Origin of the sequence: Leclercia barmai (assembly GCF_049312895.1) — a bacterium.
In the GTDB taxonomy this organism is placed as follows: Bacteria; Pseudomonadota; Gammaproteobacteria; order Enterobacterales; family Enterobacteriaceae; genus Enterobacter; species Enterobacter barmai.
In genome coordinates this window covers 378,137-397,634 of record NZ_JBMNWZ010000004.1, presented here as the reverse complement: position 1 = coordinate 397,634, position 19,498 = coordinate 378,137, and the positions used below count along the sequence as shown (strand labels likewise).

Here is a 19,498-nt window from a genome sequence, read left to right as displayed (position 1 = left end):
TAGACATTAAGAATCCATGTCACTTTGAGTGCCCACACAGATTGTCTGATAAATTGTTAAAGAGCAATGCCGCTTCGCTTTTTCGCTGCGGCGCGGGGTGTGTATATTACGCTTTCCCGCTTCAGAGTCAAGCGTTTGTTTCACGCTTTTCTCTGCTGACCCGGCGGCTTGTTTGCCGTTGTTCCGTGTCAGTGGAGGCGCATTATAGGCAGTTATTCCTGGCTGGCAAGTGTAAAGTGAAAATTATTTTCTAACCGCTCACTTTCCAGGCAAATCCGTTTCCGGATTGCTATTCTTGCCTGGTTTTTAAACAAAAACGAGCCCCGCAGGGCTCGTTTTTGTCGTTTTGTGACTTACTGCACTGCCACAATCTGGTCGTCTTTCTTCACCAGTTGAATGGTTTTGCCCGGAAGCAGCTTCCCTGAAAGAATTTGCTGCGCCAGCGGGTTTTCTATCTGCTGCTGGATAGCGCGTTTTAAAGGACGCGCCCCGTAAACAGGATCGTACCCATTCGCACTCAGCAGTTGCAGCGCATCATCCGCAATCTGCATTTCATATCCACGCTCTTCCAGACGTTTATACAAACGCTGCAGCTGAATACGAGCAATAGAAGCAATGTGTTTTTCACCCAGCGGATGGAAGACCACGACTTCATCGATACGGTTGATGAACTCAGGACGGAAGCTGTGGCTTACCACCCCCAGCACCAGATCCTTCATATGACCGTAATCCAGTTCACCGAAGCGTTCCTGAATCAGATCGGAACCCAGGTTCGAGGTCATAATAACCACTGTGTTACGGAAATCGACCGTTCTGCCCTGCCCGTCCGTCAGGCGACCATCATCCAGCACCTGCAGCAGAATGTTGAAAACATCCGGATGGGCCTTTTCAACTTCGTCCAGCAGGATGACGGAGTACGGGCGACGGCGAACCGCTTCTGTCAGATACCCACCTTCTTCATAACCGACATATCCTGGAGGTGCCCCCACGAGACGCGACACAGAGTGTTTCTCCATAAACTCAGACATGTCGATACGCACCATCGCATCATCACTGTCGAACATAAAGTTCGCCAGCGCCTTACAGAGTTCTGTTTTACCCACACCGGTCGGCCCCAGGAACAGGAAGGAACCAATCGGACGGTTAGGATCCGACAACCCCGCACGGCTACGGCGAATAGCGTTCGATACCGCTTCAACCGCTTCATCCTGACCAATCACGCGATGATGAAGGTCTTCTTCCATGCGCAGTAATTTGTCGCGCTCGCTCTCCATCATTCTGGCTACCGGGATCCCTGTCCAGCGCGCCAGTACTTCAGCGATTTCAGCATCCGTCACTTTATTGCGTAACAGACGCATGGTTTTACCTTCAGCCTGAGTTGCTGCTGCCAGCTGTTTTTCCAGTTCCGGAATTTTGCCGTACTGCAGCTCGGACATTTGCGCCAGATCGCCCACGCGACGTGCCTGCTCGATGGCGATCTTTGCCTGCTCCAGCTCGGCTTTAATGGTCTGGGTACCGGAGAGGGAGGCTTTTTCGGCTTTCCACTCTTCTTCTAACACTGAATACTGGCGCTCTTTATCGTCCAGCTCTTCATTAAGCATATCCAGGCGCTTTTTACTCGCTTCATCAGACTCTTTCTTCAGCGCCTGTTGTTCAAGCTTCAGCTGGATGATACGGCGATCGAGTCGGTCCAGCTCTTCCGGCTTGGAGTCAATCTGCATACGAATACTGGAAGCTGCTTCATCGATCAGGTCGATCGCTTTGTCAGGCAGCTGTCGATCGGCAATATAACGATGCGACAAAGTTGCAGCCGCCACGATGGCCGGGTCGGTGATCTGCACATGGTGGTGCAGCTCATAGCGCTCTTTCAGACCACGCAGAATGGCGATGGTATCTTCCACTGAAGGCTCAGCCACAAACACTTTCTGGAAGCGACGTTCAAGAGCGGCATCCTTTTCGATGTACTGACGATATTCATCAAGCGTGGTGGCCCCGACGCAGTGCAGTTCACCACGTGCGAGCGCCGGCTTCAGCATGTTCCCGGCATCCATAGCGCCGTCGGCTTTACCTGCCCCAACCATCGTGTGCAGTTCATCGATGAACAGGATGACGTTGCCTTCCTGTTTCGCCAGATCGTTGAGGACGCCTTTCAAGCGTTCTTCAAACTCACCCCGATATTTAGCACCTGCCACCAGCGCGCCCATATCCAGCGCGAGTACACGGCGGCCTTTCAAACCTTCGGGGACTTCACCGTTGACGATACGCTGGGCCAGCCCTTCGACAATGGCGGTTTTACCGACGCCCGGTTCACCAATAAGCACCGGGTTATTTTTGGTACGGCGCTGCAGGACCTGAATCGTACGGCGGATCTCTTCATCACGCCCGATGACCGGGTCAAGCTTGCCCTGTTCGGCACGCTCAGTCAGGTCGACGGTATATTTCTTCAATGCCTGACGCTGGTCTTCGGCACCCTGATCGTTCACGCTCTCACCTCCGCGCATATGTGCAATCGCCTGGGTCACGTTGGCGGTGGTTGCACCCGCCGTTTTCAGCAGGTCGGTCAAGGTGCCACGTGATTCAAGCGCCGCCAGAACAAAGAGTTCTGATGAAATAAAGTTGTCGCCGCGTTTTTGCGCCAGTTTGTCGCAAAGATTCAGTACGCGAACCAGATCCTGAGACGGTTGTACATCTCCGCCAGTGCCCTCTACCTGCGGTAAACGGCTCAGAGCCTGATCGATGGCTGTGCGTAACTGCCCCGCATTAACACCGGCAGATGTCAGTAAAGGACGTACCGATCCCCCTTCCTGATTAAGCAAGGCGCTCATTAAATGAAGTGGTTCGATAAACTGATTGTCGTGCCCCAGTGCGAGAGACTGGGCATCGGCGAGAGCAAGCTGGAATTTATTAGTAAGACGATCCAGACGCATAACTCCTCCCATAACAGGTCAAAATTGCTACTGGAGATTAAATGAGGTCATCCCTCAATTATTCAAGGTGAATGACCTGAATTATGCGAAAAGAAAACGGCGCGTGCCGGATCGTCTTGATTCTATAGGTTATATCAGCCAAATGAAACTTGCCATACGCCCGGTCGTCTTGTCGCGACGATAGGAAAAGAAATCATCCTTTTCGGTGAAAGTGCAGCGATCGCCGCCATAGATCTGGCTGATACCAAGGTTCGTCAGGCGCTGGCGGGCAAGCTGATAAATATCCGCCATGTATTTATCTCCCGCCGCGCAAAAAGCATTTTCCGCCTGCGGGTCGTGCGCCATAAAGGCCTCGCGCACTTCCGGGCCCACCTCAAAGGCTTGTGGCCCAATGGCCGGGCCAAGCCAGGCGATGATGTTATCCGCACTGTCAGCGAAGCAGGCGACAGTCTCTTCCAGTACGCCAGCGCACAATCCGCGCCAGCCAGCATGGGCTGCGGCAACTTCGGTGCCCGCACGGTTGCAGAAGAGCACCGGCAGGCAGTCGGCGGTCATGACGGCACAAACTGTGCCCGGAGTATTGCTGTACGAGGCATCAGCACGTTTCGAAGCGTAGGGTTCTCCGCTGAGCCGGAGCACAGCGGTACCATGCACCTGTTCAAGCCAGACCGGTTTCGACGGCAACTGGCCCGCAGCAAACATGCGTTTGCGATTCTCTTCAACATGCTCAAGATTATCGCCACAGTGAGCGCCCAGGTTTAATGATCCCCAGGCTCCCTCACTCACGCCCCCGATGCGGGTTGAACTACAGGCTGCCACGCCCTCTGGCGCGGGCCACTCCGGGACAATCAATTTGGTCATAACCAGTCCACGTCATCCTTATGTTCTTCAAAATCGGCACGCATAGCGTCGATAAGTTCCACCATATCCTGTGGGATCGGCGCGTGCCACTCCATCTCGATACCGGTGATCGGATGATAGAGACGCAGCATGGTGGCATGCAGAGCCTGACGGTCGAATTTACGCAGCATGGCGATGAACTCTTCGGATGCGCCTTTCGGCGGACGCGGACGGCCACCATAAAGCTGATCGCCCACCAGCGGATGGGTGATATGCGACATATGAACACGGATCTGGTGAGTACGTCCCGTTTCCAGGCGCAGACGCAGGCGCGTATGAATGCGGAAATGCTCCATGATGCGGTAGTGCGTCACTGCCGGTTTACCCATTGGGTGGACAGACATATGGGTACGCTTGGTCGGATGGCGGCTGATAGGCTGCTCAACCGTCCCGCCCGAGGTCATGTGACCAATGGCCACCGCTTCGTACTCGCGGGTGATTTCACGCAGCTGCAGGGACTCCACCAGACGCGTCTGCGCCGGAATGGTCTTCGCCACGACCATCAGGCCGGTGGTGTCTTTATCCAGACGGTGAACGATCCCCGCACGCGGTACGTCAGCGATCGGCGGATAGTAGTGCAGCAGCGCATTCAGTACCGTGCCGTCAGGATTACCTGCGCCAGGGTGTACGACAAAGTCGCGCGGCTTGTTGATGACCAGGATGTCGTCGTCTTCGTAGACGATATTCAGCGGGATATCCTGCGGCTCAAAACGGACTTCTTCTTCGATATCAGCATTGATGGCGACCACTTCCCCACCCAACACTTTCTCTTTTGGCTTGTCCCAGATCTTGCCATTTACCATCACGCGCTGGTCAAGGATCCATTCTTTTATGCGTGAACGCGAATAATCAGGGAACATTTCGGCCAAAGCCTGATCTAAGCGTTGTCCGAGCTGTTTTTCGGAGACTGTTGCGGTGAGTTCTACTCGTTGTGCCATAGACTGCTTCTTCGTTTAACGTTGGGTTTTACGGCTTTGCCGTTTAATATAGTGTGCTATTGTAGCTGGTCTTAATCGGGAGCAGGAAAGAGATTCTCCCGGACAAACATTTGAGGAAAGTCAAAACGTCATGACGCGCATGAAATATCTGGTGGCAGCGGCCACGTTGAGCCTGGCTTTGGTAGGCTGCTCCGGTTCGAATGAACAGGTCCCTGACAATCCGCCGAATGAAATCTATGCGACTGCTCAGCAAAAGCTGCAGGACGGTAACTGGAAACAGGCGATAACGCAACTGGAAGCGCTGGATAATCGCTATCCATTTGGCCCGTATTCCCAGCAGGTACAGTTGGATCTGATCTACGCCTACTATAAAAATGCCGATCTGCCACTGGCCCAGGCGACGATTGATCGCTTCATGCGTCTGAATCCGACCCATCCGAATATCGACTACGTGATGTACATGCGCGGGCTGACCAATATGGCGCTGGACGACAGTGCGCTACAGGGCTTCTTCGGCGTCGATCGTTCCGACCGTGACCCTCAGCATGCGCGCGATGCGTTCAATGACTTCTCCAAGCTGGTTCGCGGCTATCCGAACAGTCAGTACGTAACGGATGCCAGCAAGCGTCTGGTGTTCCTGAAAGACCGTCTGGCGAAATACGAATATTCTGTGGCGGAATACTATACCCGTCGTGGCGCATACGTTGCCGTCGTGAACCGTGTTGAAGGCATGCTGCGTGATTATCCGGATACTCAGGCAACACGTGATGGCCTGAAGCTGATGGAAAACGCCTATCGCGAGCTGCAGATGACATCTCAGGCTGAAAAAGTGGCGAAGATTATTGCCGCTAACAGCAGCAGCTCTTGATCATTCAGTAAGATGCAAAACGGCAGCCCAGTGGCTGCCGTTTTTTTATCCGTTTTCGCACTAAGCTGAAGCGGTTTAGCCCGCACCAATCCTATCAACTATGGCCGCAATTTCTTCCTTCGACAAGGTAAATCTTACTTCTTCCTGTCCTGCCTCACAAAAAGAATCCGTTGACAAAAAGTGACATTAAAATGTGATTTACATCACACATTTTGACATTAGGAACGGTATGCTGGAATCACCAAGACGGGAAAGACAAGAGGTAAAATTTATGACAATGAACATTACCAGTAAACAAATGGAAATTACTCCGGCAATCCGCCAGCACGTCGCAGACCGTCTCGCCAAACTGGATAAATGGCAAACACACCTGATTAACCCGCATATCATTCTCTCTAAGGAGCCACAGGGTTTCATCGCTGACGCAACTATCAATACTCCAAACGGCCATCTGGTCGCCAGCGCGAAACATGAGGATATGTACACCGCCATCAACGATTTGATCAACAAGCTGGAACGGCAGCTCAATAAAGTGCAACACAAAGGTGAAGCCCGTCGCGCCACAACATCGGTGAAAGACGCCAGCTTCGCAGAAGAAGTTGAAGATGAGTAATCCCTTACATTGAGTCTATCGCCAACGCGCCTTCGGGCGCGTTTTTTATTGACAGGGTGAAAACAGTACAGGTACTTTAAGTCTGTCTTCTGAAGGAATCATCCATGACCGTTAAGCCGTTCTTCTTCGCATTCTTTTTTACCTTCCCCTGATTGGGAGGCGTTTCGTCGTGTGATAAAGAATGCGAAGACGAACAATAAGGCCTCCCACACCGGGGGGCCTTTTTTATTGATAACGATAAATGACAAAGGCAACGCTATGACATCGGAAAACCCGTTACTGGATCTGCGAGATAAGATCAGCTCACTGGATGAAAAACTGCTTTCGCTGCTGGCTGAACGCCGTGCGCTTGCCGTCGAGGTAGGTAAAGCAAAGCTGGCATCACATCGCCCGGTACGTGATATCGACCGTGAACGCGACCTGCTGGAACGCCTGATTAACCTTGGCAAAACGCACCATCTGGATGCGCACTACATCACCCGCCTGTTCCAGCTGATTATCGAAGATTCCGTCCTGACCCAGCAGGCGCTGCTGCAGCAGCATCTGAACAAAACCAATCCGCACTCGGCGCGTATTGCCTTCCTGGGGCCAAAAGGTTCCTATTCCCACCTCGCGGCACGACAGTATGCTGCCCGCCATTTCGAAGAGTTTATTGAGAGCGGCTGCGCGAAGTTCGCCGATATTTTCAATCAGGTGGAAACCGGCCAGGCGGACTACGCTGTCGTACCGATTGAAAACACCAGCTCCGGGGCGATCAACGATGTTTACGATTTACTTCAGCACACCACCCTGTCATTGGTCGGCGAACTGACGATCCCTATCGACCACTGCGTGCTGGTCTCCGGGACGACCGACCTCGACAAAATCAAAACGGTTTACAGCCACCCGCAGCCCTTCCAGCAGTGTAGCCAGTTCCTGAACCGCTATCCGGGCTGGAAAATTGAATATACCGAGAGCACCTCGGCAGCCATGGAAAAGGTCGCTCAGGCCAATTCCCCTGCCGTGGCCGCACTGGGCAGCGAAGCGGGCGGCGCGCTGTATGGGTTACAGGTGCTGGAACGTAACCTGGCCAATCAGACGCAGAACATTACCCGTTTCATCGTTCTGGCACGTAAGGCGATCAACGTTTCCGATCAGGTGCCGGCGAAAACCACCCTCTTGATGGCAACGGGTCAGCAGGCCGGTGCGCTGGTTGAGGCCCTGCTGGTGCTGCGTAATCACAATCTGATTATGACCAAGCTGGAATCGCGCCCTATCCATGGCAACCCGTGGGAAGAGATGTTCTATCTCGATATTCAGGCCAACCTGGAATCTGCATCCCTGCAGAAAGCCCTGCGCGAACTGGGTGACATTACCCGTTCAATGAAGGTGCTTGGCTGCTATCCGAGCGAAAACGTCGTACCGGTCGATCCGGCTTAACGCGTAATAAACGGCCCCTTTTTCACCCCTGCCACGCTGACGGGCAGGGTGAAAATGGCACCGGAAAGAGGATATTCCGCCACTTCCTGCGGATCCATATTCTCGCGGGTGGTGGTGATAAACAGCGTTTGCATATCTTCACCACCGAAACAGACCATCGTCGGGTAGCGCACCGGCAAACGATACTCTTCCAGCTGCTCGCCCTGCGGTGAAAAACGCGCGATGCGCCAGCCGTCAAACAGCGCACTCCAGTAACACCCCTCCACATCCACCGCTGCGCCGTCGGGTATCCCCTCTCCCGGCTGGAATCGGCGAAAGACTTCCCGTTTACCCGGTTCGCCCTGCTCATCCAGCGGCGTACGGTAGATAACCGCGTTGGGCGTGTCTGAGGTGTACATCCAGCGTCGGTCATCGCTGAATGCCAGGCCGTTATGACCGTGGATATCACACTGGATAACCTCAGGCGTGAGGTCATTGTCGATGCGCATCAGCAAGGCGCCGTTGTAATCCCCCGGCGCCCAGAACGTGCCCGCGTAGAAGCGGCCAAAGTGATCGGTTCCCCCGTCATTAAAGCGCGCCAGCTGCGGGTTCGATGGGTTATCACACACTTTTCGCTGCAGCAGCCCGTGCTTATCCGTCAGCCAGATGGCGTTGCGCATGGCGACAATAAAGCCCCCTCCTTCGCGCAGGGCAAAACAGCCCACCTCTTCGTGAAAGGATAGAACGCTGTGTTCACCTGTCGGCAAATGATAGCGGTGGATCTCGCCTTCAAGAATATCCGCCCAGTAGAGCGCGTTTTCTGCATCGCTCCAGGTCGGGCATTCCGGTAGATGCCCCGTGTAGTCAAACAGTACCTGTGGTTCAGCCATGACAAATCCCCAAAATGAAAAAAGCCAGCAGTGCTGGCTTTCAGTATATACATCATCGGATTACTGGCGACTGTCATTCGCCTGTCGCAGCAGGATGCGGCTTTCGCTCTGGAAGCGTTGGGCGTAATCGCCAAACCAGTGCTCGACCTTACGGAAACTGTCGATAAAGGCCTGCTTATCGCCCTGCTCGAGCAGAGTGATCGCCTCGCCAAAACGCTGGTAGTAGCGTTTAATCAGCGCCAGGTTGTTGCCCGAGGACATAATAATATCCGCGTACAGCTGTGGATCCTGGGCAAACAGCCGCCCGACCATCGCCAGTTCAAGGCGATAAATAGGGGACGACAGCGACAGCAGTTGCTCAAGCTGCACGTTCTCTTCCGCCAGATGCAGGCCATACGCGAAGGTCGCGAAGTGACGCAGCGCCTGGATGAAGGCCATGTTCTGATCGTGCTCGACGGCGCTGATACGGTGCAGTCGCGCGCCCCATACCTGAATCTGCTCAAGGAACCACTGGTAGGCTTCTGGCTGACGACCATCGCAGTAGACCACAACCTGCTTCGCCAGGCTGCCGCTGTCCGGGCCGAACATCGGGTGCAGGCCCAGCACCGGGCCATTATGCGCGGCCAGCATCGCCTGCAGCGGACCATTTTTTACCGAGGCCAGGTCGACCAGAATACAGTCTTCCGGCAGCGGTGGCAGTCTGGCAATAATCTCTTCAGTAACGTGAATCGGTACGCTGACAATAACCATACCGGCATCGGCAACCATCGCTTCCGCCTGAGGCCAGTCCTCTTTTTCAAGGATGCGCACCTGATAGCCGGAAAGCGTCAGCATCTTCTCGAACAGACGCCCCATCTGCCCGCCGCCACCGACAATGACCACCGGGCGCAGCGTTGGACAGAGGGTTTTAAATCCCTTGTCGTTTTCGCTGGAGTACGACTCACGCATCACGCGACGCAGCACATCTTCAATCAGATCCGGCGAGACGCCCAGCGCCTGGGCCTCTTTACGGCGTGAAGCCAGCATGGAGGCTTCACGCTCCGGCACGTAAATCGGCAAGCCGTATTTACTTTTGACTTCACCCACCTCGGCGACCAGCGCCATGCGGCGTGCCAGCAAATCCAGCAGCGCCTTGTCTACCTCGTCAATTTGATCGCGCAGGGCAGTCAATTCAGCAACCATAACTAACCTCTTAAGCCAGACGCGTCGCCAGCTGGCCGTTCAAATCTTTGTGGATCTCACGCAGCAGCGCATCGGTGGTTTCCCAGCTGATGCAGGCATCGGTCACGGATACCCCGTGCTGCATGGCGCTGCGTGGCTGCTCAGATGACTGATTGCCTTCATGGATGTTGCTTTCAATCATCAGGCCAATAATCGAACGGTTGCCATCTTTAATCTGCGCAACGACGGATTCCGCCACAGCAGGCTGACGACGGTAATCTTTATTGGAATTACCATGACTGCAATCTACCATCAGCGCCGGGCGCAGTCCTGCCTGTTCCATCTCTTTTTCACACTGAGCAACATCTGCCGGGCTGTAGTTTGGTGCTTTACCGCCGCGCAGGATAACGTGCCCATCCGGGTTGCCCTGGGTCTGCAGCAGGCAAACCTGGCCTGCCTGGTTGATGCCGACAAAACGGTGCGGCATGGCAGCGGCGCGCATGGCATTAATGGCTGTCGCCAGGCTGCCGTCGGTACCGTTTTTGAAACCGACCGGCATAGAGAGGCCTGATGCCATTTCGCGGTGCGTCTGCGATTCAGTGGTACGCGCACCGATTGCTGACCAACTGAACAGGTCGCCCAGGTATTGTGGGCTGTTTGGATCCAGCGCTTCTGTTGCCAGCGGCAGCCCCATGTTAACCAGCTCAACCAGAAGATTACGCGCAATCTTCAGACCGGCTTCCACATCAAACGAGCCATCCATGTGCGGATCGTTAATCAACCCTTTCCAGCCGACGGTGGTACGAGGTTTTTCAAAATAGACGCGCATGACCAGGTAGAGGCTATCGCTGACCTCCTCGGCCAGGGCTTTAAAACGATGCGCATATTCGATGGCGGCTTCTGGATCATGAATAGAGCACGGACCACATACCACCAGCAGACGCGGATCGCGCCCGGCAATAATGTCGGAAATGGTCTGGCGGGAGTGCGCGATTTGCGCCTCTTGCTCAACGCTCAGCGGGAATTCCGCCTTCAGTTGATCCGGAGTGATCAAAACATGTTCATCGGTAATGTGTACGTTATTCAGCGCGTCTTTTTGCATGATTGCGATCCTGGAAGCTCGTTTGCGATAGTTGTTTCCTCACTGAGGAAGCCCAACGATACCATAACAAGTAAAGATTTCAATCCAAAATCCGTAAATAATACTTTACAATATGCAGTTTTAAGCAAAAAACATCCGATTAATCCGTAACGTAAAAATTACAGTCTGCATTCTTTACGCCAGGCTATGCTCAATGGAAAAGGAGAATGCCTTATGCGCCTGATTGTTATCCCGCTTCTGGGTCTGCTGCTAACCGCCTGTCAAATCGATCCTTACACTCATCAGCCGACATGGACGGGTACCGACTGGTATGATGCCGGTAAAGAAGACGCCATGAATGGCGTGGCCGCTAAATCCAGTGAGTCGCTTGCCGCGAATTTTAATGACCCTAAGGTGGATCGCTCTGCCTATCTCAGCGGTTATAAAGAGGGGCGTGAGAAAATATGTCAGGAGAATTTCGTTTACGCCTGGGGATTAGCTGGGAAAATATTCCCCGCCAGCTGTGATACTGCGGATAACGCCACTCAACTTCGAACCGCCTGGCAGCAGGGAATGGATGAAGGAACAAAAGCCAGTCGCTTAAATTAATATCGCCAACACGCACTCTGTAAAATAAAACGCCAGATTTTACTTAAGTCACTGAACAGAATTTCGGCGTAATGACTGCCCACGTAAAAAATGGTATTCTTGCGCCGAAACTCAAGGGCAAATATTTCCAGAGTGGTATGGCGGATTCTGGTGGGTAACTTTCTTCTCATTTCCTGGTGCCGGGTAGCCCTGGTGCTGATGCTGTTATTATCCTGCGAACAGGCTATTGGCGGAACATTATCCAGAACGGATAAATCGGTACGCTCAATTGTCTCCGGGATCGTCAGTTATACCCGTTGGCCTGCCCTCTCTGGTCAGCCAACCCTGTGCATTTTTGCCTCTTCCAGCCACGTTGACGCCCTCAGTGCTCAGGGCCCGGACGCGCTGCCCTACATTCCCGTGATTATTCATAGCGATCAGGAAGCACTGGGAGCAGGTTGCAATGCGCTCTATTTTGGCAGTGAGTCTCCGACCGCCCAACTTGAATTAAGCACCGCCTTCAATTCCAGGCCGTTGCTGTTAATTGCCGAGCAAAATTCGCAATGCGTTATTGGCAGTGCTTTTTGCCTGATATTTGATAATACACAAGTCAGATTTTCCGTAAATCTGGATGTGCTGTCGCGCAGCGGAGTCAGAGTCAATCCTGATGTGTTAATGCTTGCACGGAATACGAAGGATGAATAAGGAATTTACATCAGCGCCTCGTCTGACGTTCAAAAGGACTCTGAGGCGCATCAGTATAATTAGCGTCCTCATTACGATGACGCTGGTCTGGTTATTATTGTGCATCGCTTCGGTGGTATCACTGAAACAGTACGCACAACGAAACCTTGAATTAACCAGCGCCACAGTGAGTCGCAGCCTGGAGGCGACGCTGGTGTTTAATGATACGACCGCCGCCAACGAAGCGCTGGCCACACTCGGCAAACAGGGGCAGTTTTCTTCTGCGGTACTGCTGGACCGCTACGATCATCCTTTTGCTACATGGACGATGGGGCCGAACGATCGGGCCGATCCCCTCAGTAAACTGGTCAGCCAGTGGTTATTCCCTCAGCCCATCCGCCAGCGCGTCTGGCACAATAACCTGCCGATTGGTGAGTTACACCTTACCGCGCGTGACAGCCTGATCAGCCACTTCCTTTGGACTTCCCTGGCGGTGTTAACCGGCTGCATCCTGTTTGCGGCCATGGTGGCGTTAATCATCACCCGCACCCTGCATAACGGCGTTGTCACCGCCCTGCAAAACATAACCGAGGTGGTGCACGACGTCCGGTCAAACCGTAACTTCTCCCGCCGGGTATCCGAGGAGCGCATCGATGAATTTCATCGCTTCGGTCAGGACTTCAACAGTCTGCTGGATGAAATGGAGGAGTGGCAGTTAAAGCTGCAGGCCAAAAATGCCCAACTGCTGCGCACCGCCATGCACGATCCGCTCACCGGTCTGGCGAATCGGGCGGCTTTCCGTACCAGCATCACGGCGCTGATGAATGACTCCTTAGCGCGGACCAATTCCGCCCTGCTCTTCCTGGATGGTGATGACTTTAAGCTGATTAACGATACCTGGGGGCACGCCGCCGGGGACTGTGTACTGATTGAAGTGGCCCGCCGCATGGTCGAGTTTAGCGGCGAGCGTCATCAGCCCTATCGTCTGGGCGGGGATGAATTCGCCATTATTCTGTATGGCATCCATTCGGAACACGAGGTCCTGCGCCTCTGCGCCGCGCTGACGCAACAGTTCAGCCCGTCTTATGACCTGCAAAACGGCCTCAGCACCAGAATGTCGCTCAGCATTGGCTTCGCGCTGAGCTGGGAGCATCACTCCGTTGAAACCTTACTGGATCAAGCTGACCGAAATATGTATCTGGTGAAGCATCAGCGTTCTAAAAACACTGCATAGAAGGGAACACATTATGTTAAGGCGATACGCCGCACCGCTGTTGATGGCATCAATGCTGCTGGCGGGATGCCAGGCGCCGCAGGGCAAATTTACCGCTGAACAGATCGCCGCCATGAAATCATACGGCTTTAACGAGACTAACGGCGACTGGTCGCTTGGCCTCTCTGCGAAGATCCTGTTTGGTAAAAACGAGTATCAGCTGCGCCCGGAGAGCGAACAGCAGATTAAAAGCATGGCATCGCGTCTTGCGGCCACGGGCCTGACGCACGCCCGGATGGACGGACATACGGACAACTACGGCGAAGAGAGCTACAACAAAGACCTCTCCCTGAAGCGCGCCAATGTGGTTGCCGATGCCTGGGCTCAGGGTGCAGGTATTCCCCGCAGCAATCTGACGACCCAGGGCTTAGGTAAACAGTACCCCGTTGCGGACAACAAAACTGCCCAGGGACGTGCTGAAAACCGTCGCGTTGCGGTGGTGATCGGCACGCCCTGAGTCATTACTCTGGCGTTCCGGCCAGGGCTAATCCTGATGCCGCCCTCCAGCGCAGCCAGTCAATAACGATAAACAGCGCCAGGCTGCATCCCATGACTGGCATCGCCAGCCCCAGTAATACGGCGATACCGACAGAGACGCACCGCCCCCACAGCGGCAACGCCAGCCAGCTCTGACACAGAGTCTGCGCGGGATCGGTTGCCGTCTGACGGGGCCTGCGCATCCACCACATCCGGTATCCCCACACAATCATCACGCACAGCGCGACGCCAAAGGCGATCAACACCAGCTGGTTAGGCAGACCAAACAGCACGCCCATATGGAAATCCACCCCCCAGCGGGTCAGTTTGGCCATCAGCGGGTAATCCGCAAAACGGGTATGATCGATGACCGCCAGGGTCGCGGGGTCAACGGCCACCGCATCCACCTGCGTCGGCCAGCGACGATCGATCTCCGTCACCGTCCACGCCGTCGCATCACTCTTCGCCGGGCGGATCTCCAGCTTCGTGGCCTTGATACCCGCCGCATTCGCCGCCTGTAGCACGCTGTCGTAGAGCGCCGGATCGGGCTTCATCTCCGGCATGGGCATCGACATGTGATGACCGTGATGATCGGCATGCGGATCGGCGATTTCCACCGGGCCGTGCAGCTGCGTTTTCACCTGCGGTGTGAGCCAGTTCATCTCTGCCCGCAGCTTATCCACGTTACCGCCCGCCCACTGGGACCAGGTCAGGCCGGTCGCCGAGAACAGCAGCATGCCCAGCAGCAGACACCAGCCGAGGGTGACGTGCAGACGACGGCGGTTCTGGAAGCGGTTATTTATGCGTCGTTTTGGGCGGGTATAAAACCACAGCGCGATCCCGCCCAGCGCGGCAATCCACATCCACGACGCGGCCAGCTCGCTGTAGAGACGCCCCACGTCACCCAGCATCAACGACTGATGCAAATAATCGATTGTCTGGCGGAACGGCAAAATACCGCTGGTGCCGTAGACGGTCATATCTCCCCGAACCTCAAGACTGACCGGATCGATAAAGATGGCCCGGTTCTCTGAGGCCTTCAGCGCCGGGTCGGCATACATCACCCGGGTGGTGTCGCCATCGGCCAGACCCGGGCGAACCGCATGCAGGCGCAGCTCTCCGCCAGTCACTTTTTCCGCGACAGCGATCTGCTCCGCAAGAGGGCGCGCTGTCCCCTGGGCCTCGCTGAACAGGGCATGATGATAAAGCGCATTTTCCAGCTGCGGTGTGGCGACATACAGCGTACCGGAGAGCGCGGCGATAAAGATAAATGGCCCGACAAACAGACCAATATAGAAGTGAAGACGACGCAGCAGGTTGCCCCATGCAGCGCGCGAAGTGCAGGTAGTCATGCTTTCCCTTTTTTAGGCAAAAAGTTATCGGTACACCGGGGTGCACGTTTTTTTAAATGGAATAAGCAGACAGGCGCGGAGGGGCTCGCGTATCGGGGCAGAGCCAGGGGAAGTAATGCCAGTGGCGGACGGCAGGACGCGGTGGCGTCAGTTGCTGTCTGAGTAATACCGCGCACAGCAGCATCACCAGCGCCAGCATCACCCCCGGAACATGGGCCAACAGCACGCAGTAACCACAGGCTTCGGCGTGGTCGACCGGCATGGTTTCGGAGGGGGCATGGTGCTCAGTCATCATCGTCATCTCATGATGCATGCCGAGCATCGCGCTCATGGGATCTTTTTGCAACGAGACAGAGACGAGCGGCGCAAAGACGATCATCAGGATCGCAAATAACGCGAGGCCTGCCGCGATACGTTGCCATGTTGCCTGATGCTGTTTAGTCGTCACTTACCCTCCGTTGAAGCAGGGGCATTGTAAACGATTTATGACGAAGACGTTAACGTGCAAGGCACACAGAGATAAAAAAAGGGCCGGCCTTTCGGCCAGCCCTTTTTACAGGATGTCGCACAAGCGAATCTTAGTTCAGACGCTCTTTGATACGAGCAGACTTACCAGTACGCTCACGCAGGTAGTACAGTTTAGCTTTACGTACAGCACCACGACGTTTAACAGCAATGCTGTCAACTACCGGAGAGTGAGTCTGGAAGACACGCTCAACGCCTTCGCCGTTGGAAATTTTACGAACAGTGAATGCAGAGTGCAGACCGCGGTTACGGATAGCGATAACCACGCCCTCAAATGCCTGCAGACGTTTTTTGGAACCTTCAACAACCCATACTTTCACTTCCACGGTATCACCCGGACGGAAGGAAGGTACGTCCTGCTTCATCTGCTCTTGTTCAAGTTGCTTAATAATGTTGCTCATAATTTAATCTCTTATCCTGGGTAAACTGATATTCGGGGGCCTCAGGCCATCCCATCATGTTTCTGCTGCTGGTGCGCGTGTTCAGTTTTGAACTCGGCCAGCAACTTTGCTTGCTCTTCAGTCAGAGCCAGGTTTTCCAGAAGTTCAGGTCTTCTAAGCCAGGTACGGCCCAGCGACTGCTTCAGACGCCAGCGACGAATCTCAGCATGGTTTCCCGACAGCAATACCGGCGGTACTTCCATCCCTTCTAACACTTCAGGACGGGTATAGTGTGGACAGTCCAGCAATCCATCAGCAAAAGAGTCTTCTGTTGCTGAAGCTTCATGGCCCAGAACGCCCGGAATGAACCGGGAAACCGAGTCAATCAGCGTCATTGCCGGTAACTCACCACCGCTGAGAACGTAATCGCCGATAGACCATTCTTCGTCAATCTCGGTTTGAATTACGCGCTCATCTATCCCTTCGTAGCGACCACACACCAGAATCAGTTTCTGATTCGTTGCCAGTTCGCTGACGCCCGCTTGATCAAGCTTGCGTCCCTGAGGTGACAGATAAATCACCTTTGCGCCTTCACCTGCCGCGGCTTTTGCTGCTGCGATGGCATCCCGTAAGGGTTGAACCATCATGAGCATCCCCGGTCCGCCGCCGTAAGGACGTTCGTCCACGGTACGGTGCCGGTCATGAGTGAAGTCACGTGGACTCCAGCTCTCGATGCTCAGCAGGCCATTTTTTACTGCCCGGCCAGTTACCCCGTAATCAGTAATCGCGCGGAACATTTCAGGAAACAGGCTAACGATACCTATAAACACAAGCCAATCCCCATAGCGCCGTCTTTTACCGTTTTCAGGAGAATTTAAAAACCAGGATCCCAATCTACTTCGATAGTACGAGTAGCGAGATCGACTTTCTTGATAACCTGCCCATCGAGGAACGGAACCAGCCGCTCCTTGATGCCAAACGCATCTTTCAGGTTTGCCTTAATGACGAGAACGTCATTCGATCCGGTTTCCATCATATCGATGACTTTTCCCAGACCGTAACCTTCAGTGGTGACCACCTGGCAACCGATAAGGTCTTTCCAGTAGTAACCATCATCCAGCTCAGGCAGTTGCGACGAATCCACGACAATTTCACAATTAGTCAGCGCATTCGCGGCATCGCGATCGTCAACGCCTTTCAGCTTGATAACGATGTCCTGATTGTGGTGACGCCAGCTTTCCAGCTCGACTTCCTGCCACTGACCCGCCTTCTGGATAAACCAGGGCTGATAGTCAAAAATGCTTTCGGCGTCTTCGGTGGAGGAAAACACTCTGAGCCAACCACGGATACCGTAGCAAGAACCCATTTTGCCCAATACAATCGGTTCAACAGGTGCTTTTTTGCTCATCATGACCACCGTGACAGATTAAGCTGCTTTGTTTGCTGCTTTGATCAGCGTAGCAACGCGATCGGAAACGGTAGCGCCCTGGCCAACCCAGTGAGCGATACGATCCAGATCCAGACGGGTTTCTTCTTCTGCGCCAGCGGCCAGTGGGTTGAAGAAACCAACGCGCTCGATGAAGCGACCGTTGCGTGCATTACGGCTGTCAGTAACAACAACCTGGTAGAACGGACGCTTTTTCGCGCCGTGACGTGCTAAACGAATAGTTACCATAACATCCTCTTGTGTGAATAAAACACCGGGCCCCATCGAGGGAAGGAGCCCGGCGTCATATTAAAAGCCCGAAAATTTTACTGATTTTTGGGGAAAATGCAATCAGCAGTTGCTAATCCACCGTAATAAGGCCGTCGGCGGTGCAGCCAGTTTGGTGCCAGCGTGCGCGCAGCCACCGGAGCGTACACGCTGTACGTGAGGATGGCGAGCACACCCCGGTGCCAAAATGGCAAACAAGCCAGGCCAATTAGCGACCAGGGAAGCCTGGTGGCATCATGCCCTTCATGCCGCGCATCATTTTGGCCATCCCGCCCTTCTTCATTTTCTTCATCATGCGCTGCATGTCGTCGAACTGTTTCAGAAGGCGGTTAACGTCCTGGACCTGCATCCCACAACCCGCCGCGATACGGCGTTTACGGGAGCCTTTAATGATTTCTGGCTTCGCGCGCTCTTTCAGCGTCATGGAGTTGATAATCGCCTCCATCCGCACCAGAACCTTGTCGTCCATCTGCGCTTTCACGTTATCCGGAATTTGCCCCATGCCCGGCAGCTTGCCCATCAGGCTCGCCATACCGCCCATGTTTTTCATCTGGCGCAGCTGCTCCAGGAAGTCAGTCAGATCGAAGCCGTCGCCTTTTTTCAGCTTGGAGGCCAGCTTCTCGGCCTGCGCACGGTCGACTTTGCTCTCGATATCTTCGATCAGCGACAGCACGTCGCCCATGCCGAGGATACGGGAGGCAATACGATCCGGGTGGAACGGCTCCAGCGCTTCGGTCTTCTCACCGACGCCGAGGAACTTAATTGGCTTGCCGGTGATATGACGAATAGAGAGCGCCGCACCGCCGCGGGCGTCGCCGTCCACTTTGGTCAGCACCACGCCGGTTAACGGCAGCGCTTCATTGAACGCTTTGGCTGTGTTCGCCGCATCTTGACCGGTCATGGCGTCGACAACAAACAGGGTTTCTACCGGATTGATCGCGGCATGCACCTGTTTGATTTCGTCCATCATCGCTTCGTCAACGTGCAGACGACCGGCGGTATCCACCAGCAGCACGTCGAAGAACTTCAGCTTCGCCTCTTTCAGCGCCGCATTAACGATGTCGATCGGTTTCTGTCCGACGTCGGACGGGAAGAACTCCACGCCAACCTGTTCGGCCAGGGTTTCCAGCTGTTTGATCGCCGCCGGGCGATAAACGTCGGCAGAGACGACCAGCACTTTCTTCTTGTGCTTTTCGCGCAGGAATTTACCCAGCTTACCGACGCTGGTGGTTTTACCCGCACCCTGCAGGCCCGCCATCAGCACCACCGCTGGCGGTTGCGCCGCGAGGTTCAGGCTCTGGTTCTCTTCGCCCATCGCCGAAACCAGTTCGTTACGGACGATTTTGACGAACTCCTGACCCGGGGTCAGGCTCTTGTTAACTTCATGACCAACCGCTTTCTCTTTTACGCGGTTGATGAAATCACGGACGACCGGCAGCGCGACGTCTGCTTCAAGCAGCGCCATGCGCACTTCGCGCAGCGTCTCTTTGATGTTGTCTTCGGTAAGGCGTCCACGGCCGCTGATGTTGCGCAGCGTGCGCGACAAACGATCGGTTAAATTATCAAACATTGTCTCTCGCCTGGGGTAGAAACGTTAGGTCGCTGGCGCGACACGTACACAGAATTTTGCCGGAGTATAACATGAAGGCGCCTTTGTTGTTATGCAACGGTTGGAGCACGCCTCACGTAACGTTATACTGCACCTCTTTCTTATCAGGACAACTGTCGA

At 54.5% G+C, this 19,498-nt stretch carries 21 protein-coding genes and 1 other annotated feature; of the genes, 8 read left to right on the top strand and 13 right to left on the bottom strand.

Annotated features, from left to right (window positions below; genetic code table 11):
• Positions 1-353: 353 nt before the first annotated feature.
• From clpB to rluD, 3 genes are all read right to left on the bottom strand, one after another.
• Complete coding sequence (clpB, locus tag ACOYA6_RS17545; RefSeq protein WP_422655106.1) at positions 354-2,927, bottom strand: ATP-dependent chaperone ClpB; 2,574 nt, start codon at positions 2,925-2,927, stop codon at positions 354-356.
• A 129-nt stretch (positions 2,928-3,056) separates the two neighbouring features.
• On the bottom strand, positions 3,057-3,788 hold the full coding sequence (gene yfiH, locus ACOYA6_RS17540; protein WP_223074830.1) for a purine nucleoside phosphorylase YfiH: 732 nt from the start codon (positions 3,786-3,788) through the stop codon (positions 3,057-3,059).
• Positions 3,785-4,765: a 23S rRNA pseudouridine(1911/1915/1917) synthase RluD gene (rluD, locus tag ACOYA6_RS17535; protein WP_039030105.1), complete on the bottom strand. Its 981-nt coding sequence runs from the start codon at positions 4,763-4,765 to the stop codon at positions 3,785-3,787. The genes yfiH and rluD overlap by 4 nt, the downstream gene beginning before the upstream one ends.
• 130 nt (positions 4,766-4,895) lie before the next feature.
• On the opposite strand from rluD, the gene bamD reads away from it, so the two are divergent.
• The 4 genes from bamD (at position 4,896) to pheA (ending at position 7,665) form a co-directional block, all read left to right on the top strand.
• Positions 4,896-5,633: an outer membrane protein assembly factor BamD gene (gene bamD / locus ACOYA6_RS17530; protein ID WP_039030104.1), complete on the top strand. Its 738-nt coding sequence runs from the start codon at positions 4,896-4,898 to the stop codon at positions 5,631-5,633.
• Positions 5,634-5,904: 271 nt separating this feature from the next.
• Positions 5,905-6,246, top strand: a complete 342-nt coding sequence (gene raiA, locus ACOYA6_RS17525; RefSeq protein WP_032613238.1) for a ribosome-associated translation inhibitor RaiA — start codon at positions 5,905-5,907, stop codon at positions 6,244-6,246.
• 103 nt (positions 6,247-6,349) lie between these two features.
• Positions 6,350-6,475, top strand: a sequence feature (Phe leader region).
• The gene (locus ACOYA6_RS17520) at positions 6,351-6,398 is read left to right on the top strand and encodes a hypothetical protein (RefSeq protein ID WP_193767862.1); all 48 of its coding nucleotides are present in this window, start codon (positions 6,351-6,353) and stop codon (positions 6,396-6,398) included. Its footprint overlaps the feature before it by 48 nt.
• 29 nt (positions 6,476-6,504) lie before the next feature.
• Entirely contained in the window at positions 6,505-7,665 is a 1,161-nt protein-coding gene (gene pheA / locus ACOYA6_RS17515) for a bifunctional chorismate mutase/prephenate dehydratase (RefSeq protein WP_039030103.1), read from the top strand.
• Here the strand turns inward: pheA and ACOYA6_RS17510 are convergent.
• From ACOYA6_RS17510 to aroF, 3 genes are read right to left on the bottom strand one after another with little or no spacing between them, the layout of a single operon-like run.
• On the bottom strand, positions 7,662-8,534 hold the full coding sequence (locus tag ACOYA6_RS17510) for an SMP-30/gluconolactonase/LRE family protein (protein WP_422655105.1): 873 nt from the start codon (positions 8,532-8,534) through the stop codon (positions 7,662-7,664). The genes pheA and ACOYA6_RS17510 overlap by 4 nt on opposite strands.
• A gap of 60 nt (positions 8,535-8,594) precedes the next feature.
• Positions 8,595-9,716, bottom strand: coding sequence for a bifunctional chorismate mutase/prephenate dehydrogenase (gene tyrA / locus ACOYA6_RS17505; RefSeq protein WP_139563391.1), 1,122 nt, complete (start codon positions 9,714-9,716; stop codon positions 8,595-8,597).
• 10 nt (positions 9,717-9,726) lie between these two features.
• Positions 9,727-10,797, bottom strand: a complete 1,071-nt coding sequence (aroF, locus tag ACOYA6_RS17500) for a 3-deoxy-7-phosphoheptulonate synthase AroF (RefSeq protein ID WP_039030100.1) — start codon at positions 10,795-10,797, stop codon at positions 9,727-9,729.
• A 213-nt stretch (positions 10,798-11,010) separates the two neighbouring features.
• Between aroF and ACOYA6_RS17495 the strand changes: the two genes are divergently transcribed.
• The 4 genes from ACOYA6_RS17495 to ACOYA6_RS17480 all read left to right on the top strand — a co-directional run bounded on the left by ACOYA6_RS17495 (position 11,011) and on the right by ACOYA6_RS17480 (position 13,778).
• On the top strand, positions 11,011-11,385 hold the full coding sequence (locus ACOYA6_RS17495; RefSeq protein ID WP_039030099.1) for a DUF2799 domain-containing protein: 375 nt from the start codon (positions 11,011-11,013) through the stop codon (positions 11,383-11,385).
• Between the two features lie 198 nt (positions 11,386-11,583).
• Positions 11,584-12,069 carry a regulatory sequestration protein YfiR gene (yfiR, locus tag ACOYA6_RS17490; RefSeq protein WP_422655112.1) on the top strand — a complete coding sequence of 162 codons (486 nt, stop codon included), beginning with the start codon at positions 11,584-11,586 and terminating at the stop codon, positions 12,067-12,069.
• Complete coding sequence (dgcN, locus tag ACOYA6_RS17485; RefSeq protein ID WP_138370990.1) at positions 12,062-13,282, top strand: diguanylate cyclase DgcN/YfiN; 1,221 nt, start codon at positions 12,062-12,064, stop codon at positions 13,280-13,282. Before yfiR ends, dgcN begins: the two co-directional genes overlap by 8 nt.
• Positions 13,283-13,295: 13 nt before the next feature.
• Entirely contained in the window at positions 13,296-13,778 is a 483-nt protein-coding gene (locus ACOYA6_RS17480; RefSeq protein ID WP_139563395.1) for an OmpA family protein, read from the top strand.
• A 4-nt stretch (positions 13,779-13,782) separates the two neighbouring features.
• Here the strand turns inward: ACOYA6_RS17480 and ACOYA6_RS17475 are convergent, their stop codons facing one another.
• From ACOYA6_RS17475 to ffh, 7 genes are all read right to left on the bottom strand, one after another.
• Positions 13,783-15,150, bottom strand: a complete 1,368-nt coding sequence (locus ACOYA6_RS17475) for a PepSY-associated TM helix domain-containing protein (RefSeq protein WP_422655104.1) — start codon at positions 15,148-15,150, stop codon at positions 13,783-13,785.
• 52 nt (positions 15,151-15,202) lie between these two features.
• Positions 15,203-15,598, bottom strand: a complete 396-nt coding sequence (locus ACOYA6_RS17470; RefSeq protein WP_422655103.1) for a DUF2946 domain-containing protein — start codon at positions 15,596-15,598, stop codon at positions 15,203-15,205.
• A 130-nt stretch (positions 15,599-15,728) separates the two neighbouring features.
• Complete coding sequence (gene rplS / locus ACOYA6_RS17465) at positions 15,729-16,076, bottom strand: 50S ribosomal protein L19 (RefSeq protein WP_002914145.1); 348 nt, start codon at positions 16,074-16,076, stop codon at positions 15,729-15,731.
• 41 nt (positions 16,077-16,117) lie between these two features.
• The gene (gene trmD / locus ACOYA6_RS17460; RefSeq protein WP_039030094.1) at positions 16,118-16,885 is read right to left on the bottom strand and encodes a tRNA (guanosine(37)-N1)-methyltransferase TrmD; all 768 of its coding nucleotides are present in this window, start codon (positions 16,883-16,885) and stop codon (positions 16,118-16,120) included.
• Positions 16,886-16,929: 44 nt separating this feature from the next.
• Positions 16,930-17,466, bottom strand: a complete 537-nt coding sequence (gene rimM / locus ACOYA6_RS17455; protein WP_375540641.1) for a ribosome maturation factor RimM — start codon at positions 17,464-17,466, stop codon at positions 16,930-16,932.
• Between the two features lie 15 nt (positions 17,467-17,481).
• Positions 17,482-17,730 carry a 30S ribosomal protein S16 gene (rpsP, locus tag ACOYA6_RS17450; RefSeq protein ID WP_003863133.1) on the bottom strand — a complete coding sequence of 83 codons (249 nt, stop codon included), beginning with the start codon at positions 17,728-17,730 and terminating at the stop codon, positions 17,482-17,484.
• A 247-nt stretch (positions 17,731-17,977) separates the two neighbouring features.
• The gene (ffh, locus tag ACOYA6_RS17445) at positions 17,978-19,339 is read right to left on the bottom strand and encodes a signal recognition particle protein (protein ID WP_039030093.1); all 1,362 of its coding nucleotides are present in this window, start codon (positions 19,337-19,339) and stop codon (positions 17,978-17,980) included.
• Positions 19,340-19,498 lie beyond the last annotated feature (159 nt).

What these genes read in the sequence shown, in the direction of transcription:
- ACOYA6_RS17510 (WP_422655105.1), bottom strand. Translation starts at nt 8,534, where the DNA reads ATGGCTGAACCACAGGTACTGTTTGACTACACGGGGCATCTACCGGAA.
- tyrA (WP_139563391.1), bottom strand. Translation starts at nt 9,716, where the DNA reads ATGGTTGCTGAATTGACTGCCCTGCGCGATCAAATTGACGAGGTAGAC.
- rimM (WP_375540641.1), bottom strand. Translation starts at nt 17,466, where the DNA reads ATGATGAGCAAAAAAGCACCTGTTGAACCGATTGTATTGGGCAAAATG.
- pheA (WP_039030103.1), top strand. Translation starts at nt 6,505, where the DNA reads ATGACATCGGAAAACCCGTTACTGGATCTGCGAGATAAGATCAGCTCA.
- rluD (WP_039030105.1), bottom strand. Translation starts at nt 4,765, where the DNA reads ATGGCACAACGAGTAGAACTCACCGCAACAGTCTCCGAAAAACAGCTC.
- ACOYA6_RS17480 (WP_139563395.1), top strand. Translation starts at nt 13,296, where the DNA reads ATGTTAAGGCGATACGCCGCACCGCTGTTGATGGCATCAATGCTGCTG.
- dgcN (WP_138370990.1), top strand. Translation starts at nt 12,062, where the DNA reads ATGAATAAGGAATTTACATCAGCGCCTCGTCTGACGTTCAAAAGGACT.
- raiA (WP_032613238.1), top strand. Translation starts at nt 5,905, where the DNA reads ATGACAATGAACATTACCAGTAAACAAATGGAAATTACTCCGGCAATC.
- clpB (WP_422655106.1), bottom strand. Translation starts at nt 2,927, where the DNA reads ATGCGTCTGGATCGTCTTACTAATAAATTCCAGCTTGCTCTCGCCGAT.
- bamD (WP_039030104.1), top strand. Translation starts at nt 4,896, where the DNA reads ATGACGCGCATGAAATATCTGGTGGCAGCGGCCACGTTGAGCCTGGCT.
- yfiH (WP_223074830.1), bottom strand. Translation starts at nt 3,788, where the DNA reads ATGACCAAATTGATTGTCCCGGAGTGGCCCGCGCCAGAGGGCGTGGCA.
- aroF (WP_039030100.1), bottom strand. Translation starts at nt 10,797, where the DNA reads ATGCAAAAAGACGCGCTGAATAACGTACACATTACCGATGAACATGTT.
- ACOYA6_RS17495 (WP_039030099.1), top strand. Translation starts at nt 11,011, where the DNA reads ATGCGCCTGATTGTTATCCCGCTTCTGGGTCTGCTGCTAACCGCCTGT.
- rplS (WP_002914145.1), bottom strand. Translation starts at nt 16,076, where the DNA reads ATGAGCAACATTATTAAGCAACTTGAACAAGAGCAGATGAAGCAGGAC.
- ACOYA6_RS17475 (WP_422655104.1), bottom strand. Translation starts at nt 15,150, where the DNA reads ATGACTACCTGCACTTCGCGCGCTGCATGGGGCAACCTGCTGCGTCGT.
- rpsP (WP_003863133.1), bottom strand. Translation starts at nt 17,730, where the DNA reads ATGGTAACTATTCGTTTAGCACGTCACGGCGCGAAAAAGCGTCCGTTC.
- yfiR (WP_422655112.1), top strand. Translation starts at nt 11,584, where the DNA reads ATGCTGTTATTATCCTGCGAACAGGCTATTGGCGGAACATTATCCAGA.
- ffh (WP_039030093.1), bottom strand. Translation starts at nt 19,339, where the DNA reads ATGTTTGATAATTTAACCGATCGTTTGTCGCGCACGCTGCGCAACATC.